The following is a 20,567-nucleotide window of genomic DNA, read 5'->3' on the forward strand; positions in this document are numbered from 1 at the left end:
GATTCCAGGAACGACGCCACCAGCTATGAAGAGTAATAATTTGCGTTTTCATCAGAGATACCCGTTTTGTGAACTTGCGTACTAGTTAACTGGTTCATGAAAATAAAGTCAACCCTTGTTTGCAGATTTTCTTTCTCAGTCGTTATCATAATGCGCTTATTTCAGTTCAGGTCCACCAGGAGCCATCTTGAGCGACACTAATTACGCGGTCATTTATGACCTGCACAGCCATACCGTCGCCTCCGATGGGCGATTGACTCCAGAAGAGTTGGTACACCGCGCGCATGAGATGCGGGTGGGTACGCTGGCTATCACCGATCACGATAGCGTGGCGGCCATACCGGCGGCACGTGCCGAAATTGCGCGGGCTGGACTGCCGCTCACGCTTATCACCGGGGTAGAAATTTCCACCCTATGGGAAAATCACGAAATTCATATCGTCGGACTGAATATTGATATCGACCATCCGGCGATGACGCAACTCCTTTGCGAACAGAAAGAGCGGCGCAACCAGCGCGGGCGGATGATTGCCGAACGGTTGGAGAAAGCGCGTATCCCCGGCGCCTGGGAAGGGGCGTTAAAGCTCGCCGATGGCGGCGCGGTCACCCGCGGCCATTTCGCGCGCTTTTTGGTTGAAGCGGGTTTCGCCGGCAATATCGCCGACGTATTCAAAAAATATCTCGCCCGCGGGAAAACCGGATACGTTCCGCCGCAGTGGTGTACAATAAAACAAGCGATTGATGTCATTCATCATTCTGGCGGCAAAGCGGTGATCGCCCACCCAGGGCGCTACGATCTTTCCGCCAAATGGTTGAAACGGCTGTTGGCCCATTTTAGCGAGCAGGGCGGCGACGCGATGGAGGTCGCCCAATGTCAGCAGGCGCCGCATGAGCGCGCGCAGCTGGCGAGCTACGCGAAACAGTTTGGTTTGATGGCGTCGCAGGGTTCAGATTTCCACCAGCCCTGCCCGTGGATTGAACTGGGGCGTAAACTTTGGCTACCCGCTGGCGTGGAAGGGATCTGGCGCAGTTGGGAAGTGGCCGCTGAACAAATTGAGAGGGAAGTATGAGCCAGTTTTTCTATATCCATCCCGATAATCCGCAGGCGCGGTTGATTAATCAGGCGGTGGAAATCGTGCGTAAGGGCGGGGTTATCGTTTATCCAACGGACTCTGGCTATGCCCTGGGTTGCAAAATCGAAGATAAAGGGGCGATGGAGCGGATCTGCCGTATCCGTCAGTTGCCGGATGGCCACAATTTCACCCTGATGTGCCGCGATCTCTCCGAGTTGTCGACCTACGCGTTTGTCGATAACGTGGCGTTTCGTCTAATCAAAAACAACACGCCGGGCAACTACACGTTCATTCTTAAGGGAACGAAAGAGGTGCCGCGACGCCTGTTGCAAGAAAAGCGTAAAACCATTGGTATGCGCGTGCCGGCGAACCCTATCGCCCAGATGCTGCTGGAAACGCTTGGCGAGCCGATGCTTTCGACATCATTAATGCTGCCAGGTAATGAATTCACGGAGTCCGATCCGGAAGAGATTAAAGACCGTCTGGAGAAGGTGGTCGATCTGATTATTCACGGCGGTTATCTCGGCCAGCAGCCGACGACGGTTATCGACCTGACCGAAGACGCTCCGGTGGTGCTGCGTGAAGGCGTCGGTGATATCAAACCCTTCCTGTGATGCTTCTCGCGGGCGGCGTTTCACCCGCCGCCCGCGGCTTAAATTTAATTTAAAACACCTTTCATATTGAGTCATTTCTTTCCTGGTATATTATTAGCCTGCTTACGATATTACTCATTGATATCGCTTCCAGAAAGAAACTCAACATTATGCATAAGCTGACTATTCAACCCTCTGATGTTATTAAGAGGGAGAAAGTGCTATTCAATTTTTTCATGCTTTCAAGCATTACCGTTACTTTATATCTGGTGGGAAAAGCTATACGCCATAGCGATATTGCTTTGTTCTGGCCACTGAATGCGGTCATTGTCGGATTATTTATCAGGAATAAGGCGTTGCGTTATAAAAAATACGCCGCAGTTGTTTTAGCCGCAATGCTATTATCAAGCTTTGCTACGGGTGAGCGAGGAGTCTATAGTATTCTGGTGGATTTCTCCGATTTGCTATTTATGTTAATAATGTACTGGCTGATAATCAGAGAAGAGAAGGCAGATGAAGATAATTTAAAAATAACCATCTTTCGAATTTACAGCTATTGTTTTATCTCCGCGTTAATATGTTCAGCCCTGGGGAGTTATATTTATTCCTGCGGTATTCACGCTGAATTCTGGCAAATCTATCCTGTTTGGTTTAGCGAGGAGTTTACCACTAGTGTGCTCATTCTACCTTTTACGCTGTTGTGTCAGAAAAAAGAGTTTTTTAGCCCATTGACTTTGCGGCGGTTAGTACCGGTTGGCATGTTAATGGCCTCGCTGCTGGTCTCTATTCTCAGCGGAGTGACGGGAAGTATGGGAACGCTGGCGATGATTCTTCCGGCGTTAATTTGGTGCGCGCTAAACTATTCATTATCAACAACCTGCTTGCTGACTTTGTGCTCCGGTATGGTGGAAATGATGCTGATCGACCGGCACGCTATTGAATCGAACATGACGTCATTTCTGCCTATGATTATCTCCACGCGCCTTGGCATCGCATCTATTGCCATTAGTCCGGTTATCGTCGCGGTCAGCGTGGAGGCGGTCAACAAGATGGTGAAACAGCTATCGCGACAGGTTCGCTACGATTACCTGACCCGGGTTCATTCTCGTTTTGGTCTTTATGAACATCTGCGGGAACTAGAAGTAACGGACAATGAGACGTCGCTAAACGTGCTGGTGCTTGATATTGACCATTTTAAAAAAATTAACGACACCTGGGGCCATGATTGTGGCGATAATGTTTTGATGACTTTCGCCCGGCGGGTCAAAAACACTGTAGCCGATCGAGGGGTGATTGCCCGACTGGGCGGTGAAGAGTTTGCCGTGGTAATGACGGGAAAACCGGGTGAAGATGGCTATCGTTTAGCTGAAGATATTCGTCAGGCGATTGAAGAGATGAATATTGCCTGGCAAAGTGCGAATTTATCGCTAACCGTCAGTATTGGTCTTAGCTACGGGCAGGTGATGCGCTGGAATATTGTTGACAGCTTTGATCGGTTATTATCTGAGGCAGATAGCTATCTTTATCAGTCTAAAAAAACGGGGCGCAATCGTATCAGCGCCTCTCCTCTAATAAATAACAATGTTACCGGCTCATAGTCGAGATTTAAGCTGGTGAAACTCAATAATAATGACCTTTTACTTGTGATTGAATACAGTTAATTTATGCTCAAACTGACCCCAAATACTTATCCCATCACCCTGGTGAAAAGCGTGCTGGTTGTTTCACTGCTGGCGTTAATGCTGATTATTGTCAGCCTGACCGGCCTGTTTAACTATCAGTCGCGTCAGGTCAGTACCGCCATTGATAAAAAAATCATCGGAACTCAGTATGCGTTGATTCAGCATAAACTTGAGGATGCCGTTGACCGCCCGCGACAAATAACGAATCTATTTTTACAATATATTCAGGGGGAAGGTAACAATATCGATAAGGATGCTTTGGTTCCTGAAATGGTGTATTTGACCGCGAGCGCGTTTAAAACCATGCCTGCCTTTCAAAGCCTGTCGTGGTTTGCAGAAAATGGCGCCTGTATTGCTGTCATTCGCGACAATCACAGTAATCAAATTTATTTGCAGCGAACCCAGCGCGATAATCATCACTCCCTGGTAAAATACAGCGGTTTAAGCCCGCAGACCAATATTGTCAAAGTTAATCACGCCTTTAATGTCGCTGATTTTCCGCAGTTTCGCCGCGCACGCCAGCAAACGAGCGGTTTCTGGCAACGCTCCCTCTCTACCGGCAGCATCATCATGAGCTGGAACCAGCCGGTGTACGACAAGCAAGGTCGCTTTGTCGGGGCGATCGCCAGTGGCGCCACACCCGCAGATATGACCGCTTATTTACAGAGTCTCCTGCCGGACAAAAGCTATGCTCTCCTGCTTATTGATGACAACAATCGTATTGTCGCGCGTACCGGTAACCAACAGATCTGGCAGCAGGATCGCCAACTGATAGAAAAACTGACTTCCGCGCCACCGTCGCCAACGTCATTTTCCTTACGTGCTGGGGAGAAGACTTTGCTGGCGACCGCCTTTAGCGTGCAGGACAGCCAACATCTGTTGAACTGGAAGGCGGTTCTTATCGCCCCGCAGCATGCGGAAATGGCTGAAATGAATAAGCAGCGTCTACTTTTGACCTTCACCACGACGCTGTTTATTTTTATTTTGATGTTGGTTCTACTGATGATTATTTCGCATTTTACCGGCGCCTTAAAGGATGTTGCAGATAAAGTGCGTCTCGGATTGATGCCGTGGAAGAAACAAACTAAACGAGTATTTCCGGAAATAGCGTCACTGGATACGGCCTTGAGCAATCTTTGTTCAATTATTCCTGATACGTTTGAATTGAAACGCCGGAAACTGGAAGAGGATAGCGAAACCGGCTTTTTAACCCGTAGTGGTCTACTGAATTGTGAATCTCTTTACTATCACCGCAATATGTTGGCGATGATTCACGTCAACAATTACAACTCGGTAAAGCATGTACTTGGTACCGCCCAGGCGCGGCAGTTTATTCATCAGTTTGCTTTACGCATTCGCAAAATGTTGCCTGCAGGGGCGCTATGTTGCCGCGATCGCGAAGACTTGTTCATCATTGCTTTTGACGGCATTTATGCCGAAAAAGATGTTGCCTGGTATAGTGCGCTAATTGCTTCCGTTTTTCGTATGTCTACTTCTGATATGCCGGGTGAATCGCATATATTTACAGGCCATATTGGCATGTTGATTGAGTCGCTCACGCCAGAGAATATCAGCGAATGTCTGATGAATGTTAGCCTGGCTTTACAGCATGCTCAAATGCAGCGTAGCGGCATGAGTAAACTTTTCACCGTCGCTATGCGTGAAGAGGAAGTCAATAATCTGCGTCTGCATCAGGCGTTATGCGATGATCTCCGTTCAGAAGGTTTTCATTTGGTTATGCAGCCGATCGTCGCATTTGAATCGCTGCGCCCTTGTAAAGAAGGTGAATGCCTGGTTCGCTGGCAATCCAATGTGCTTGGCTTCGTGCCGCCCGATAAATTCATTTCCCTCGCCGAGAACACCGGCATGATTGTGCCGTTAGGGAAATGGATAATTGAAACCGCCTGTCGTGAACTTGCCGCGTTTATCGCGCGCGGCGCGCCACGGGATTTTAAACTTCACGTCAATATCTCGCCAATTCAGCTTCAGCAACCTGATTTTGCTCAGCATCTGCTGGAATCAATTCACGCTTGTGATTTGATGAACAGTAATATTTGCCTTGAAATCACCGAAAGCGTCTTGCTACAAGACACGTGGCGAATTGTCGAGATACTGGCTTATTTACGCCGCCTTGGCGTTTGCGTCGCGATTGATGATTTTGGCTCCGGTTACTCCAGCCTTTCATATCTGCATTCACTGCCGTTTGATTGTTTGAAGATCGACCGTGGGTTTGTCAGCAATGTGCTTGACGACAAAAAAAATGAAGCGGTTATCGCCTCGGTGTTAATGCTGGCTCGAAGCTTTTCCGTGCCTCTGGTGGCCGAAGGCGTTGAAACGTGCGAAATGGCGGAAAAACTGCAGGAGATGGGCTGTGATTTGGCGCAGGGGTATTATTATTCCCGGCCGAAAACGTTTGATAGCTTTGAATTTACTAATGGTTTATTTGTTGTTGACCCCGAGTGATGTGCCAGACAAACGGCGATAATAACGATGCAAATATTAAAAAAACAGCTTTCGGTCAACAGCTACCCGTTCACCTTAACGCAGGCCATCATATTTACTTTAGTTACGACAATTATCGTCGTGCTGCTGACGACATATGCTTTTCTTTACTACGAAGGTTATGCTTTTTTTGATGAGGTGAGTGCTGATATTCTGCGCGCGAAAAGAGTCAATATCGAGGAAGTTATCCACGATTATATTGATGTTCCCGTACAAGCGAATGCGATACTGGTCCATGCCATTGGGCGCCAATCCAGTGCGGCGATCCCGGTTCGCAGTTTGATTGGAGAAATGGTCAATATCACCAATAACGTATTCAGCAACAAACATTATCTCAATCTGGTTGAATTTGGCGCGGTGAATGGCGATTTCCTTCAGGCGGCACATGGTAAAGTCGCGTCGAATGATTATCTTGCGGTAAAAGATGCGCGAACAGCTCATCATCTGACGGTGTATAGTCATCTCACTGTGAATTCATTGGTAAAAGCGGTGCTACCGGATTATCAAATAACGCAGCGCGAATGGTATGCGGCGGTTGCTAAAGACCAGAGTTCTCACTGGACAAAACCCTTTCGCGATTATGAGTATGATAATGAAATTGGCGTCGCGTTCAGTTCACCGGCTTTCAACCGCGCCGGGCAGTTTGTTGGCGTAGTGGCCAGCGAGTTGCACCTCAACGAATTAAATAAAAGCTTGGAAAAATTCAAACCTCATCCAGACAGTATTTTACTCATTGTTAATGAAAGTAATGAGTTAATTTCCTCATCCGTCCCCTCGTTGACCCGAAGTATGCTGGCGGGAGGAAAACATTCGAGCCTTAATCTGCCCACGCTGGAGAACACCCATTTACCGGTGCTAGTGGCCGCGAGTCGTATCTTAAAAGCACACCAGCAATCCGGAGTGCATTTTTTCACCTCCGGCAACGAGGAATATTACATTGATGCTTTCCCTATCACCGATCGTGATGGTTTATTACACTGGACAGGGATCGTGATTAGTCCGGCGAGAATGATTACTCGTACCATAATAAAATATATAGCCATCACTATGGGCATGTTGTTTATCATTTTTTCGCTTGGTCTGCTGGTGGTGTTTTGTGGCTTATCCCGCGCGGTTAAGCCACTTCGGGATATCGTACGTAAAGCAGAACAACTGGTGACTCACCGCTGGTTGCCTCCCGATAATAAGCGTCATTTCCCGGAAATTGCCTCTCTGGAAACTACCTTCATGGCGCTGTCGTACCAGTTAGCGGAAAGCTTCGACGCTCAGCGGCGCGAAATAGAGGAAGATCAACCAACGGGCTTATTGACGCGGGCCGGATTATTACGGCAAGCATCGTTATATCAAAGCAGAAATTTACTTGCGTTGCTGCATATCAGCAACATGAACACGGTTATCAATTCATTAAGTACGGAGTATGGTGAAAAATTCATCAGCGATTATATTCTTCGCCTGCGTAATTTGTTGCCGACGAATACGCTGATCGCCCGCGATAAAGTGGATAAGCTTATCGTGGTTTTTCCAGGGCAAACTCAGCCAAAAGAGCGTCGGCGCTACAGCGAACTGCTTTCCTCACTGTTTATCGACGTCAAAAATGAAGCGTCTCTTACGGCAAACAAATACGTTTATACCGGGAATATAGGCCTGGTTACGGCTGAGATCCGCGAAGAGAATATTGAACAAACGCTGCGTGAGGCGTGGATTGCCCTACGCCATGCGCAGAAACAGGGAAATGGCGTCGCGACATTTTTCAGCGGTGAGATGCATGAGGCCGAGCTTTATAATATCCAACTTCATGAGTCTCTTCATGACGCGATCCAGCATCATGAATTTCATCTGGTGCTGCAGCCGATTGTGGATTTACAGGATCAGAGCGCTTTTCAGGAAGGAGAGTGCTTGCTTCGCTGGTGCTCTGAAGCGGAAGGGGAAATTCCACCCGATCGTTTCATTCCCCTGGCGGAAGAGAGTGGGCTGATAATCCCGTTAGGGCGCTGGATTATTGAAGAGGCCTGTCGTGAACTCTCCGCTATGATTCGCCGTGGGGCGCCGGCGAACTTTATACTGCATATCAACGTATCGGCGATTCAGCTTCTGCAACAGGATTTTGCCTGGCATTTGATGGATGTTATCTATCGTCATGGTCTGGTCACGGGCAATATTTGTCTTGAGATAACCGAACGGTTACTGATGAATGATGCTGCCAGAATTAGTCGAATGATTGCTTATCTGCGCCGCCATGGTATTGCCGTAGCGCTGGATGATTTTGGCGTCAATTTATCCAGCCTGTCTTATTTACACTCGCTGTCATTTGATAGCATCAAAATTGACCGCCGACTGATTTGCCAATTTGCCGATGAGGATAAAGCAGAATCGATGATTGCATCGTTGATTGTGCTGGCTCAGGGTTTTAAGGTGCCTGTTGTTGTTGAGGGTATTGAAGATGAGGCGATAAAAAACCAGTTACGCGACCTCGGCTGCCAGAAAGCGCAAGGTTATCTATTTGGTCATCCGGCGCCATTTACCCACTTTCCCATCCAGGCAAGTTCGCTGACGGCGGATGATGAGCAATAGACGGAGAAATGTATCGCAGTGAAGCATTCATTTTGAAGTTAGTGTAGTATGTTCGCCCACGCAGGCGCGCGCGCTGTTTTACAGCGCTGACGAATGGCGCCTTAAATTGTGTAAAGTGTTTATATAACAACAGGTTGATGTTTTTAATGACCTGTTGTCGCCAAAGCATATCAGACGCCTGGGAAGGCGACACCTAAAGGAAGCTCTATGAGCGAGAAATTACAGAAAGTGCTGGCTCGTGCTGGCCATGGCTCCCGCCGTGAAATTGAAACTATCATCGAAGCTGGCCGCGTCAGCGTGGATGGTAAGGTCGCAACCCTCGGCGATCGCGTAGAAATCGTACCTGGTTTGAAAATTCGTATCGACGGTCATCTTATTTCGGTAAAAGAATCTGCCGAGCAGATTTGCCGGGTATTGGCCTATTACAAACCAGAAGGCGAACTCTGCACCCGTAACGACCCGGAAGGGCGCCCGACGGTATTTGACCGTCTGCCGAAACTGCGCGGCGCGCGCTGGATCGCGGTAGGTCGCCTTGATGTGAACACCTGCGGCCTGCTGCTGTTTACCACCGATGGTGAACTGGCGAACCGTTTGATGCACCCAAGCCGCGAAGTCGAGCGTGAGTACGCCGTTCGCGTTTTCGGCCAGGTTGATGAAGACAAACTGCGCCAGCTGGCGCGTGGGGTACAGTTAGAAGATGGCCCTGCAGCATTTAAAACGATTAAGTTCACCGGCGGTGAAGGGATCAACCAATGGTATAACGTCACTCTGACCGAAGGCCGCAACCGCGAAGTGCGTCGCCTGTGGGAAGCGGTCGGCGTTCAGGTTAGCCGTCTTATCCGCGTACGCTACGGCGATATTCTGCTGCCGAAAGGCCTGCCGCGCGGCGGCTGGACGGAACTGGATTTGGCTCAGACCAACTATCTGCGTGAACTGGTGGAGCTGCCGGCGGAAACCGAAAGCAAAGTGGCGGTGGAGAAAGATCGCCGTCGCATGAAAGCGAATCAGATTCGCCGTGCCGTCAAGCGTCATAGCCAGACCAGCGGCAATCCGCGTCAGGGTAATAACGGTAACCGCCGTTCCAGCACCCGCAACAAGACTAACGGCTAATGCTGTCCGTTCCGGCGGTCTCCCGCCGGAACGCTCCTCCTTTATCCCTTCGCTTGTGACATTTTTCACACTTTTGCATAAAGACAAGAAACAGGAATTACGCAGACAAATAACGCAAAGTGATGTTATTAGCGTCGCCATATACTGTTGGCACTGATTACAAAACAGGTAGCCCGCAATGAGTACAACAACAAAGTTATCGGCAAGCTATGTGGTCATCGGCGTAAAAGAAAAGATAGGCTATGGCTTAGGTGATTTCGCCTCTAATTTATCGTTCGGTTTTGTCTCTTTATTCCTACTGTTTTTTTATACGAATATTTATGGCATCAGCGCGGTACAAGCGAGCCTGATCTTTGTGATTGCCCGGGTGATTGACGCAATATTTAATATCCTGATTGGCTTTGCAATTGATAAGACGCAGAGTAAATATGGCAAACTGCGTCCCTGGCTATTATATGGTGCAATACCGTTAGGTTTTTTAACCGTGCTGTGTTTTGTGCCGTTTGGCGGGGAGGCTAAATTTTATTTCGCGCTTGCTTCTTATACCATTTATTGTCTGGCCTATACGGCGGTTAACACGCCTTATTCGGCATTGACCAACCGCCTGACGCAGCATGAAGCCTCGCGCTCGTCGCTGTCGGTATACCGCTTTGTGTTGGCGATTGTCGGCTATCTGATTGTTTCCACGACCGCCGACTGGCTGATTTCGCCTTTTAACGATAAACAAATGGGCTATGTCTTTGCCGTTTCCTGTTTTGCGCTGTTAGCGACTTTTATGTTTCTTGCCTGTTTTGCCATGACCACGGAGCGAGTTGGCGAAGAGGATAAAATGAATGCGCCGACGCTTCGGGAAATGTTCCGTGCGGTATTAGGTAATGCGCCACTAATTCATCTGTCATTATTTACCGTATTTTTCTATATCGCTTATACCGTATGGATGGCGATCGCCATTTACTTTATTAAATACATCATCGGCAGCGAAGGTTTCACCGCTACTTTCTTCATGGTTCAGTCAGGCGCTTATATCATTGGTACCATTGTTTCCGAGAAAGTGATTGCGCTAATGGGGAAAAAGAAAATGGCGCTACTGGCATTGTTAATTGGCGTGCTGGGAGTGCTGATGCAATATTTTATCGCCGGTAATAATCTGTGGCTGATAATGATTGGCGTGTGCCTTTACAGCATTACGCTAGGCATGGGCTTTGTCGCCATGTGGTCGATGATTGCCGACACCGTCGAATATGCTGAATGGCATCACGGCGTACGCTCTGAAGGCGCAATCTACGGTTTCTTTAACTTCATCACCAAAATTGCGATGGCGATTGGCGGCGGTTGTGCGGGCTGGATGCTGGATCTCTATCACTATGATGCGGGTAATGTGACCAGCGATGCAATTAATGGCATCAATATTCTGATGACGCTTTTCCCCGGCGCGATGTTCGCCATCAGCGCCATCTTCGTGGCCTGCTATTCGTTGGATGAAAAAACCTATCGCGATATTGTGCAAAAAATCAGCCTGCGTAAGCAAAACGCGCTTTAACCTCAAGGAGTCAGAGAGATGAATAACGATTTTAGTACCCTTATCGCCGCCATGACGGCAGAGGAAAAAGTGGCGCTGCTGACCGGCAGCGGCCTGTGGCGCACGGCTTCGTTGCCGCAGCATGGTATCCCCGATATCGTGATGACCGATGGTACCTACGGCGTGCGCTATAGCAGCGCGCAAATAGATGGTAATGAAAAGTGGAGCATGGATGACTTCATCTCGGTGATTACTCAAACCGCCGACCAGGCCAGCGCCGATGAGCCTGTCGCGAAGGGCGGCAGTGAAGCGTTGTTCAGCGCGTCGCTGCCGGCCACCTGTTTTCCGAATGGCTCCAGTCTGGCCTGTAGCTGGGATGTTGAACTGGTACGGGAGATGGGGGAAGCGCTGGGTCGCGAATGCCAACAGATGGGGGTGGGCATTCTATTGGGGCCGGGAATTAACATTCGGCGCACCCCGCTGGCTGGACGCGGCTATGAATACTACTCTGAAGACCCGATCGTCAGCGGTGATATCGCTGCGGCGCTAATTAACGGCTTACAGGCCGAAGGCGTCGGCGCCAGCCTTAAACATTTTGCCGCCAATAACTCCGAGTATCGGCGTACCGAAATGGATTCGATTATTGAGGAGCGAGCGCTGCGTGAAATCTATCTCGCCGGATTTCAACGAGCGATTGCCAAATCCCGGCCGTGGACGGTGATGTCTTCTTATAACCGTCTTAATGGCGTCCAAACATCGCAGGATCCGTTCTTACTGACCCAGGTATTGCGTGATGAATGGGGATATGACGGTCTGGTGATGTCCGACTGGTACGGTATTAAAGACCGTCCGGCATCGCTGCTTGCCGGCAACGACCTGGCGATGCCGGAAACCCGCCGGGACAAACAAACCCTGCTGGCGGCCATCACCCGCGGCGAGGTACCGATGTCGGTGGTTGACCGGGCTTGTTTGCGGATGCTGGAGCTGGTCGATAAAGTACAACGACATCGCCGGCCGCAAATGCGCGCTGACTTTGCCGCACACCATGCGTTATCGCAGCGTTTAGCGGCAGAATCCATCGTATTGCTGAAAAATGAAGACAACCTGCTGCCGCTGAAACCAGATAAAACTCCGCGCATCGCGGTGATCGGTAAGCCCGCACAGGAGCCGGTTATTCAGGGCTCAGGTTGTGCCACCACGGTTCCGTATTTGCTCGACCGTCCGCTGGATGAGATTTTCGATCTTGCCGGGGACGACTTTAAGGTTACGTGGTCGCCGGGCGCGCCAGACGACAACCAAAGCGACAAGCAGGCTCTGGCGCAGGCGCGCGATGTTGCCGGGGCCGCCGATGTGGCAGTGGTTTTTGTCAGCACGGCGGTTGGCGAAGATGGCGAAAATGGCGATCGCCAGGATCTGAATATTCTCCCCGCGCACGAACAGCTGATCCGCGAGGTCGCTGCGGTACAGCCGAACGTGGTGGTGGTGTTGGCCAACAGCGATGCGGTGGTGATGCCATGGCTTGGCGAATGCCGGGCGCTGCTGGAAACCTTCTTTGCCGGACAGGGGATGGGGCGCGCCGTTGCTGAAATTCTCTTCGGTAAGCGCAACCCCTGCGGTAAGCTGACCGTCACGGTGCCAAATACGCTCGAAGAGACGCCCGCCTGGCTGCAGTATCCTGGGGAAAACCTGCGCCATCATTATGGCGAAGGGCTATTTGTCGGCTATCGCTATTATGATAAACGTCGCCTTACGCCTCTTTTCCCGTTTGGCTTTGGCCTGAGCTATACCCAATTCAGCTATGCCAATCTTTCGCTTTCCACAGCGCGGCTTGCCGAAGGCGACACCCTGTATGTAGCGTTTGATTTAACGAATACCGGCGACTATGAGGGCAAAGAGATTGTACAACTCTACGTTGCGGCCCCGAAGGGGGAGCTTATCCGCGAGGTTCGCGCGCTGAAAGCCTTTAGCAAAGTGCCGTTGCTGGCGGGAGAAACGCGTCGGGTCGAGCTCGCACTGCCTGTCGCTGATTTAGCCTGCTATCATCCGGGGCTGGCGGATTGGCTGGTGACCCCTGGGCAGTGGCAAATCTACGTGGGCGCTTCGTCACGCGATCTTCCATTAACGGCAAGCGTTGAGATTGATTGCCCTGCGCGCTACGTACCGCTGCGCGACGACAATTCTCTCCAGCAGCTTATTCAACAGCCGGAAGCCTTTGCCCGCGTGGTGACGCTGATATCGGCGAAAAGCGGTGTAGCGCCAGACCTGGTACGGGAAAAGCTTATCCGCCTGGCCCCGGATCTGTTCTGTGGTTTGCTGATTGCATTGACTGAATTCCTGGCGCTGGATATCGATCGCGATGAACTCAATGCCGTGCTGGCGGGTCATCAATAAACAAAAGTTCAGGAGGTAATCCGTGTTCCCGTTTTCAGTGACGCATCCTCGTCAGGTAACGCAAAGCGGGCAGCCGGCGACCAATAGCGGCTACGAGCTGATCGCCTTCGACGCCGAGAAACTCAACGTCTTTGCCGCCGAGGTACGCTACTGCGAACCTCACTGGCACCCGGCGCCGGAGCTTATCACCGTCCTTCATGGCGGTTTTACGCTGGCTGTCGGTCAGCGGGAGTGGCTATTGCGCGAGGGCGATATGCTGTATATCAACGCGGAGGAAGTGCATTCACTCAGCGCGGAGGTGGCCGGTAGCCAGCTGGTCACCGTGCAATTTTCGCCAGGTCTGTTTGATGAAATGCATCCCTCTCCACGGCTGGAGTGGTGTACCGCCGGACGTATTGCGCAGAACGCGGATTGGCAGGTGCGACAGCGGCTAACGGCGCTGCTGCAACAGCTCGTCGATAACCGTACGCCATTCCAGCGCATCGCGGCGATTTATTTACTGCTTGATGCGCTGGTGACGGCAGGGGAGCCGCAGGAGCGCGAAGAGAGCTCGCTACGCGAAGAGTCGATGATTAAAAAAGGCATTGATTATATTAATCTGCATTACGATCGGCCACTGACGTTGAGCGAAGTGGCCGAGCACAGCGGCATGAGCTATTCGTGGTTTTCCCGGCTGTTTAAGCGGGTGAGTCGTTACAACTTTAAAGAGTATCTGACCCTGGTACGGCTGAATAAGGCCCGTAATCTGCTGCGGGATACGCGTACGCCGATCACCGAAATCAGCCATAGCTGCGGTTTTCAGGAGCACAAATACCTGATCGCCGCCTTTAACAAATACTGCGGACTGACGCCGACCGAGTACCGTAAACGCTTTGTTTCGCGGCAAAACGTCCTCGACCAGCAGCTGGCGCTTGGCGAGGACTGTGTATGCCTGCCATTAAACGGCCAACTGCTGGCGCGGCTGGCGGTTAGTAATCAATCCCCATCTGCGCTTTAACCCCCGCGTCAAAGGCATGCTTTATCGGGCGTAGCTCGCTGACGGTATCGGCTAACTCGATAATTTCGCGATGGCAGCCGCGCCCGGTAATCATCACCGTTTGATGCGCAGGGCGGTTTCTCAGCGCCGTCAGCACCTCTTCCAGCGGCAGATAGTCATAGGCCACCATGTAGGTAAGTTCATCCAGTAGTACCAGATCCAGGCTGTCGTCGGCCAGCATACGCCGCCCGTGCTGCCAGACATCGAGGCAGGCAGCGGTATCGCTTTCGCGATTTTGCGTATCCCAGGTAAATCCAGTGGCCATTACCTGAAACTCGACGCCGTGCGGCTCCAGTAAATTACGCTCGCCGTTAGGCCAGGTACCTTTGATGAATTGCACCACGCCGGCTTTTTTGCCGTGTCCAACCGCGCGGGTGACGGTACCGAAGGCGGCGGTAGTTTTGCCTTTGCCGTTTCCGGTAAATACCATGATCAGCCCGCGTTCTTGCTGGGCGGCGGCGACCCGCGCATCGACTTTGTCTTTTACCCGCTGCTGGCGCTCGCGGTAACGTTGATCGCTCATTGGGATATCCCTGGTTTACGCCCTGGCTGGGCATCAAAGGTCATACCGGTTTTACGTCGGCTATCGTCGCCCATCAGCCATAAATAGACCGGCATGATATCGGCAGGGGTTTTCAGTTTTTGCGGATCTTCGGTCGGGAAAGCGCTGGCGCGCATTTTGGTGCGCGTCCCGCCAGGATTAATACAATTTACCCGCAGATGACGGCTTTGGTACTCTTCGGCCAGTACCTGCATCATCCCTTCGGTGGCGAATTTCGAGGCCGCGTAAGCGCCCCAGTTGGCGCGGCCCTGGCGGCCAACGCTGGAAGAGGTAAACACCAGCGAACCGGAATCAGACTTGAGTAATAAAGGAAGAAGCGCCTGGGTGAGCATAAAAGTGCCATTAACGTTCACCTGCATCACCTGCTGCCATACCTCAGGATCCTGCTGGTCCATCGGACATACGTCGCCAAGCAGGCCCGCGTTGTGCAATACGCCGTCGAGACGCGGGTAGTGAATGGCGATTTTCTGCGCCAGTTGCTGGCACTCCTGAGGCGTGCAGGTCAACAGGTCGAGAGTGAACCAGCGTGCCGCAATACCGCCAGCCTGTTCAATTTCTTGCGCGACGCCGCGCAGCTTTTCTTCATTGCGGCCGACCAGTACCACGCTTGCGCTGTAGCGCGCATAGGTAAGGGCGGCTTCACGGCCGATGCCGTCGCTGGCGCCGGTGACCAGAATGATACGGTCTTTAAGTAGGTGATACTGCGGTTGATAGTGCACGGCGACTCCTCTGCTGGCCTGCTTATGGCCACATCTTATTCGGTATCTTACTTTTGCGCTTTATGCCTCAAACGATTGATGATTGCAATCAGTCAAAGGGAAACTCTTCGCAGAATTAATATCTTGCAACGATTTCATTGCGACAAAAAAAAACGGGAATGCGCCTCGCAGCGCACGGAAAGCGCAGAGACTTGATGATAAAGGCTGATGTACACTGTGCGTCAACGTCAGTGCTTTACACAAGGTGAAAACGTGGAATTACTTGCTCAATACGGCTTATTTTTAGCCAAGGCTGCGACTATCGTCGTTGCCATTGCGGTTATCGCCGCCATTATCGTTAATCTGACACAGCGTAAGAAGCAGCGCGGCGAGCTGCGGGTGACGAATCTTAGCGAGCAATATAAGGAGATGAAAGAAGAGCTGGCGGTGGCGCTGCTGGATGGCCCGCAGCAAAAACTCTGGCATAAAGCGCAGAAGAAAAAGCATAAGCAGGAAGCCAAAGAGGCCAAAGCGCGGGCAAAATTGGGCACCGCGGAGCCCAGCGGCAAGGCGCGTATCTGGGTGCTGGATTTTAAAGGCAGCATGGATGCCCACGAGGTAAGCGGTCTGCGCGAAGAAATTACGGCGGTGCTGGCTTCGGCGAAGGCGCGTGACCAGGTGGTGGTGCGTCTGGAAAGCCCCGGCGGGGTGGTTCACGGCTATGGCCTGGCTGCATCGCAGCTGCAGCGCTTACGTGATAAACAGATCCCACTGACGGTTGCGGTCGATAAGGTCGCTGCCAGCGGCGGCTATATGATGGCCTGCGTGGCGAACAAAATCGTCTGCGCGCCGTTTGCTATCCTTGGCTCGATTGGCGTAGTGGCGCAGATCCCCAACATCAATCGCTTCCTGAAAAACAAAGACATCGATATTGAACTCCATACCGCCGGGCAATATAAACGCACGTTAACCATGTTGGGTGAAAACACCGAGGAAGGCCGGCAGAAATTCCGCGAAGATCTCAATGAAACCCATCAGCTTTTTAAAGATTTCGTACATCAGATGCGCCCGTCGCTGGATATCGAAAAGGTAGCGACCGGCGAGCACTGGTACGGCGTGCAGGCGCTGGAAAAAGGGCTGGCGGATGCGGTACAGACCAGCGATGAACTCCTGTTGAGCATGATGGATAACCATGAAGTCATTAGCGTGCGTTATCAGCAGCGTAAGAAGTTGCTCGATCGCGTTACCGGTAGCGCGGCAGAAAGCGCGGACCGTCTATTACTTCGCTGGTGGCAGCGTGGGCAAAAGCCCTTAATGTAAGATAAAACAACGCGAGGCTGATACCTCGCGTTGCTGTTTCTGGCTGGCTTAAGCCGAGAGCCGGCCCATCAATGACTGGCTATTAATCAACCAGGTGATACTTATCTGACAACTCATGAGCGAGATACTTGAACATGTTAAATACCGCGGTGCTCTTCGCTGTCGGCAAACCTTGCTCATCAAGATAAAACTCGCCGCTGAACACCAAAACCCCGTTACGCTGAACGACGTTGGTGGCTTCAATTCCGGCTAACGTATCTTCATGATCGCGAATGAGTTGATTGGCAATTTCAAGTAACGCCTGGCGTTCGATGGGTTGGGTTGTACCTTGCATAACGGACTCCTGTAGTTCTTCGCCGGTAGTCTACGCCGCGAGAGGGCAACGGGCAAATTTTCCATTGATTGTGCAGGGGTAATTGCAACTGGCTAAGAAACATCACTTTACTGGCGGAGTTGGCTTTTGCATGCTAATAAAGTTGCGTAACGAATTTTATCAGGTACAGTGTGACGCTTTCAGCGATCTGGCAACAGATTTGCTTGACATTCGGCCAAAAATTCTTCGTGCTATGCAACCTGGCTCGCTAAAGCCAGCAAACTCAGCTATCTGGTTTTATGGATGTGAAACTGGGCGTGCAGAGGGTTGATATCCATCGACGTGGCCGCAACATATCAGGCACGTCGCTAGTGGATGGTGAATCAATGTGCGATGTATTCCTGGATGAATTAAATTAGGTAAAGGTGAATATGGGTAAAGCTCTCGTTATCGTTGAGTCCCCGGCAAAAGCCAAAACGATCAATAAGTATCTGGGTAATGACTACGTGGTGAAATCCAGCGTTGGTCATATCCGCGATTTGCCGACCAGTGGCTCAGCTTCCAAAAAGAGCGCCGACTCTACCTCCACCAAAGGGGCTAAAAAGCCTAAAAAGGATGAACGTGGCGCTCTGGTCAACCGCATGGGTGTAGACCCATGGCACGACTGGAATGCGCATTATGAAGTACTTCCGGGTAAAGAAAAGGTAGTTTCAGAACTCAAACAGTTGGCGGAAAAAGCCGACCACATCTATCTCGCAACCGACCTTGACCGCGAAGGGGAAGCCATTGCCTGGCACCTGCGGGAAGTTATCGGTGGTGATGAGCAACGGTACAGCCGCGTGGTGTTCAACGAAATCACCAAAAACGCGATTCGTCAGGCCTTTGAGAAGCCGGGCGAGCTGAATATCGATCGTGTTAATGCCCAGCAGGCGCGCCGCTTTATGGACCGCGTGGTGGGGTATATGGTTTCTCCACTGCTGTGGAAAAAAATTGCCCGCGGTCTGTCCGCTGGCCGCGTGCAGTCTGTCGCAGTCCGCCTGGTCGTGGAGCGCGAACGCGAAATTAAAGCCTTCGTTCCGGAAGAGTTCTGGGAGATCGACGCCAGTACTACCACGCCGGGCGGCGACGCGTTACCGTTGCAGGTGACTCACAAGAATGACAAGCCGTTCCGTCCGGTTAACCGTGACGAAACCATGGCGGCCGTCGCGTTGCTGGAAAAAGCGCGATATAGCGTGCTGGAGCGCGAAGATAAGCCGACCAGCAGCAAGCCGGGCGCGCCGTTTATCACCTCCACGCTGCAGCAGGCCGCCAGTACCCGTCTTGGCTTCGGCGTGAAGAAAACCATGATGATGGCCCAGCGTCTGTATGAGGCCGGCCATATTACCTACATGCGTACCGACTCTACCAATCTGAGTCAGGATGCGCTGAATATGGTACGCGGCTATATCGGCGATAACTTCGGCAAAAAATACTTGCCTGAAAGCGCGAATCAGTACGCCAGCAAAGAAAACTCGCAGGAAGCGCACGAAGCGATTCGTCCTTCTGACGTGAATGTGATGGCGGAATCGCTGAAAGACATGGAAGCCGATGCGCAGAAGTTATATCAACTGATTTGGCGTCAGTTCGTCGCCTGTCAGATGACGCCGGCAAAATACGACTCAACCACCCTGACGGTACAGGCTGGCGAGTTCAAACTAAAAGCCCGCGGTCGTACGCTGCGCTTTGACGGCTGGACGAAAGTGATGCCAGCGCTGCGTAAAGGCGATGAAGACCGGACGTTACCGGTGGTCAATCAGGGCGACAGCCTCAGCCTGGTGGAACTGACACCTGCGCAGCACTTCACCAAACCGCCTGCGCGTTTCAGCGAAGCCTCGCTGGTAAAAGAACTGGAAAAACGCGGCATCGGTCGTCCGTCCACTTATGCGTCGATCATTTCGACCATCCAGGACCGCGGTTATGTACGCGCCGAGAACCGCCGCTTTTACGCTGAAAAAATGGGTGAAATCGTCACCGACCGTCTGGAAGAAAACTTCCGCGATCTGATGAACTACGATTTTACCGCACAGATGGAAGACCGCCTCGATCAGGTGGCCAATCATCAGGCCGAGTGGAAACAGGTGCTTGATAACTTCTTTGGCGATTTCACTTCCCAGCTACAAACGGCTGAGAAGGATCCTGAAGAAGGCGGTATGCAGCCGAACCCAATGGTGCTGACCAGCATCGACTGTCCGACCTGCGGGCGTAAAATGGGCATTCGTACCGCCAGTACCGGGGTATTCCTCGGCTGCTCTGGCTACGCTTTGTCGCCGAAAGAGCGTTGCAAAACCACCATTAACCTGGTACCGGAAAACGAAGTTCTCAACGTGCTGGAAGGCGATGATGCCGAAACCAACGCGCTGCGCGCTAAACGTCGCTGTCAGAAATGCGGCACCGCGATGGACAGCTATCTTATCGATCCGAAGCGTAAACTGCATGTCTGCGGTAACAACCCGACCTGCGACGGCTACGAGATTGAAGAGGGCGAGTTCCGTATCAAAGGCTATGACGGCCCTATCGTGGAGTGTGAGAAATGTGGTTCCGAAATGCACCTCAAAATGGGGCGTTTTGGTAAGTACATGGCTTGCACCAATGACGAATGTAAAAATACGCGTAAGATCCTGCGTAATGGCGAAGTGGCTCCGCCGAAGGAAGATCCGGTGCCTTTACCGGAACTGCCCTGCGAGAAGTCCGACGCTTATTTCGTCCTGCGCGATGGCGCGGCGGGCGTTTTCCTGGCGGCAAACACCTTCCCGAAATCACGTGAAACACGTGCGCCGTTAGTGGAAGAGTTGTACCGCTTCCGCGATCGTCTGCCTGAAAAGCTGCGTTATCTGGCCGATGCGCCGCAGCAGGATCCTGAGGGCAATAAAACGCTGGTACGCTTTAGTCGTAAGACCAAGCAACAGTACGTTTCCTCCGAGAAAGAGGGTAAAGCGACCGGCTGGTCCGCCTTCTTTATCGACGGTAAATGGACTGAAGCGAAAAAGTAACCTTCTGAATGGGCCGCGATGCGGCCCATTCTTTCTTCGATTTTCCTCGCACTACCGCCTCGTCATTGTCGCTTTATAACCGACTTATTATTTTTTGTTACCATCTATACACTGTAGATATAAATGATATAGTGGTTATAGCGAATCACTTTTTTATTATTAAATCGTC

General features: G+C 51.5%; 14 protein-coding genes and 1 other annotated feature (1 of these 15 running past the window's edge). Of the genes, 11 read left to right on the forward strand and 3 right to left on the reverse strand.

Going from position 1 to position 20,567, the window contains the following annotated elements:
- Positions 1–28, reverse strand: a sequence feature (Trp leader region) (it extends 68 nt beyond the left edge of the window).
- A 159-nt stretch (positions 29–187) separates the two neighbouring features.
- The 9 genes from rnm to KGA69_RS16390 all read left to right on the forward strand — a co-directional run bounded on the left by rnm (position 188) and on the right by KGA69_RS16390 (position 14,437).
- Complete coding sequence (rnm, locus tag KGA69_RS16350; protein ID WP_047066979.1) at positions 188–1,069, forward strand: RNase RNM; 882 nt, start codon at positions 188–190, stop codon at positions 1,067–1,069.
- Complete coding sequence (locus tag KGA69_RS16355) at positions 1,066–1,686, forward strand: L-threonylcarbamoyladenylate synthase (RefSeq protein WP_020078571.1); 621 nt, start codon at positions 1,066–1,068, stop codon at positions 1,684–1,686. The genes rnm and KGA69_RS16355 overlap by 4 nt, the downstream gene beginning before the upstream one ends.
- 149 nt (positions 1,687–1,835) lie before the next feature.
- On the forward strand, positions 1,836–3,263 hold the full coding sequence (locus KGA69_RS16360) for a GGDEF domain-containing protein (RefSeq protein ID WP_213292468.1): 1,428 nt from the start codon (positions 1,836–1,838) through the stop codon (positions 3,261–3,263).
- Between the two features lie 141 nt (positions 3,264–3,404).
- Positions 3,405–5,810: a bifunctional diguanylate cyclase/phosphodiesterase gene (locus KGA69_RS16365; RefSeq protein ID WP_223683752.1), complete on the forward strand. Its 2,406-nt coding sequence runs from the start codon at positions 3,405–3,407 to the stop codon at positions 5,808–5,810.
- A 27-nt stretch (positions 5,811–5,837) separates the two neighbouring features.
- A complete protein-coding gene (locus KGA69_RS16370) occupies positions 5,838–8,420 on the forward strand; it encodes an EAL domain-containing protein (protein ID WP_213292470.1) in 2,583 nt (860 codons plus the stop codon).
- Positions 8,421–8,627: 207 nt separating this feature from the next.
- Positions 8,628–9,530 carry a 23S rRNA pseudouridine(2605) synthase RluB gene (gene rluB / locus KGA69_RS16375; RefSeq protein ID WP_045393170.1) on the forward strand — a complete coding sequence of 301 codons (903 nt, stop codon included), beginning with the start codon at positions 8,628–8,630 and terminating at the stop codon, positions 9,528–9,530.
- Between the two features lie 178 nt (positions 9,531–9,708).
- Complete coding sequence (locus tag KGA69_RS16380; RefSeq protein WP_045393167.1) at positions 9,709–11,070, forward strand: MFS transporter; 1,362 nt, start codon at positions 9,709–9,711, stop codon at positions 11,068–11,070.
- A gap of 18 nt (positions 11,071–11,088) precedes the next feature.
- On the forward strand, positions 11,089–13,440 hold the full coding sequence (locus tag KGA69_RS16385; RefSeq protein WP_213292471.1) for a beta-glucosidase family protein: 2,352 nt from the start codon (positions 11,089–11,091) through the stop codon (positions 13,438–13,440).
- A gap of 22 nt (positions 13,441–13,462) precedes the next feature.
- Entirely contained in the window at positions 13,463–14,437 is a 975-nt protein-coding gene (locus tag KGA69_RS16390; RefSeq protein ID WP_047050029.1) for a helix-turn-helix transcriptional regulator, read from the forward strand.
- On the opposite strand, the gene cobO is transcribed toward KGA69_RS16390, so the two are convergent.
- Together cobO and KGA69_RS16400 are read right to left on the reverse strand one after the other, a co-directional pair.
- Positions 14,409–14,999 (reverse strand): cob(I)yrinic acid a,c-diamide adenosyltransferase, encoded by a 591-nt coding sequence (gene cobO, locus KGA69_RS16395; RefSeq protein WP_045393160.1) that lies wholly within the window; start codon positions 14,997–14,999, stop codon positions 14,409–14,411. The two genes, KGA69_RS16390 and cobO, sit on opposite strands and share 29 nt — an antisense overlap.
- Entirely contained in the window at positions 14,996–15,757 is a 762-nt protein-coding gene (locus tag KGA69_RS16400) for a YciK family oxidoreductase (RefSeq protein ID WP_015366220.1), read from the reverse strand. The genes cobO and KGA69_RS16400 overlap by 4 nt, the downstream gene beginning before the upstream one ends.
- Before the next feature lie 252 nt (positions 15,758–16,009).
- Between KGA69_RS16400 and sohB the strand changes: the two genes are divergently transcribed.
- Positions 16,010–17,056, forward strand: a complete 1,047-nt coding sequence (gene sohB, locus KGA69_RS16405) for a protease SohB (protein WP_063447169.1) — start codon at positions 16,010–16,012, stop codon at positions 17,054–17,056.
- Between the two features lie 82 nt (positions 17,057–17,138).
- On the opposite strand, the gene KGA69_RS16410 is transcribed toward sohB, so the two are convergent.
- Positions 17,139–17,390, reverse strand: coding sequence for a YciN family protein (locus tag KGA69_RS16410; RefSeq protein WP_015366222.1), 252 nt, complete (start codon positions 17,388–17,390; stop codon positions 17,139–17,141).
- Positions 17,391–17,800: 410 nt separating this feature from the next.
- Here KGA69_RS16410 and topA point away from each other — a divergent pair, with 410 nt between their 5' ends.
- Positions 17,801–20,398 (forward strand): type I DNA topoisomerase, encoded by a 2,598-nt coding sequence (gene topA, locus KGA69_RS16415; RefSeq protein ID WP_045393156.1) that lies wholly within the window; start codon positions 17,801–17,803, stop codon positions 20,396–20,398.
- Positions 20,399–20,567: the final 169 nt, after the last annotated feature.

This window comes from Klebsiella sp. A52 (assembly GCF_018388785.1).
In the GTDB taxonomy this organism is placed as follows: domain Bacteria; phylum Pseudomonadota; class Gammaproteobacteria; order Enterobacterales; family Enterobacteriaceae; genus Klebsiella; species Klebsiella aerogenes.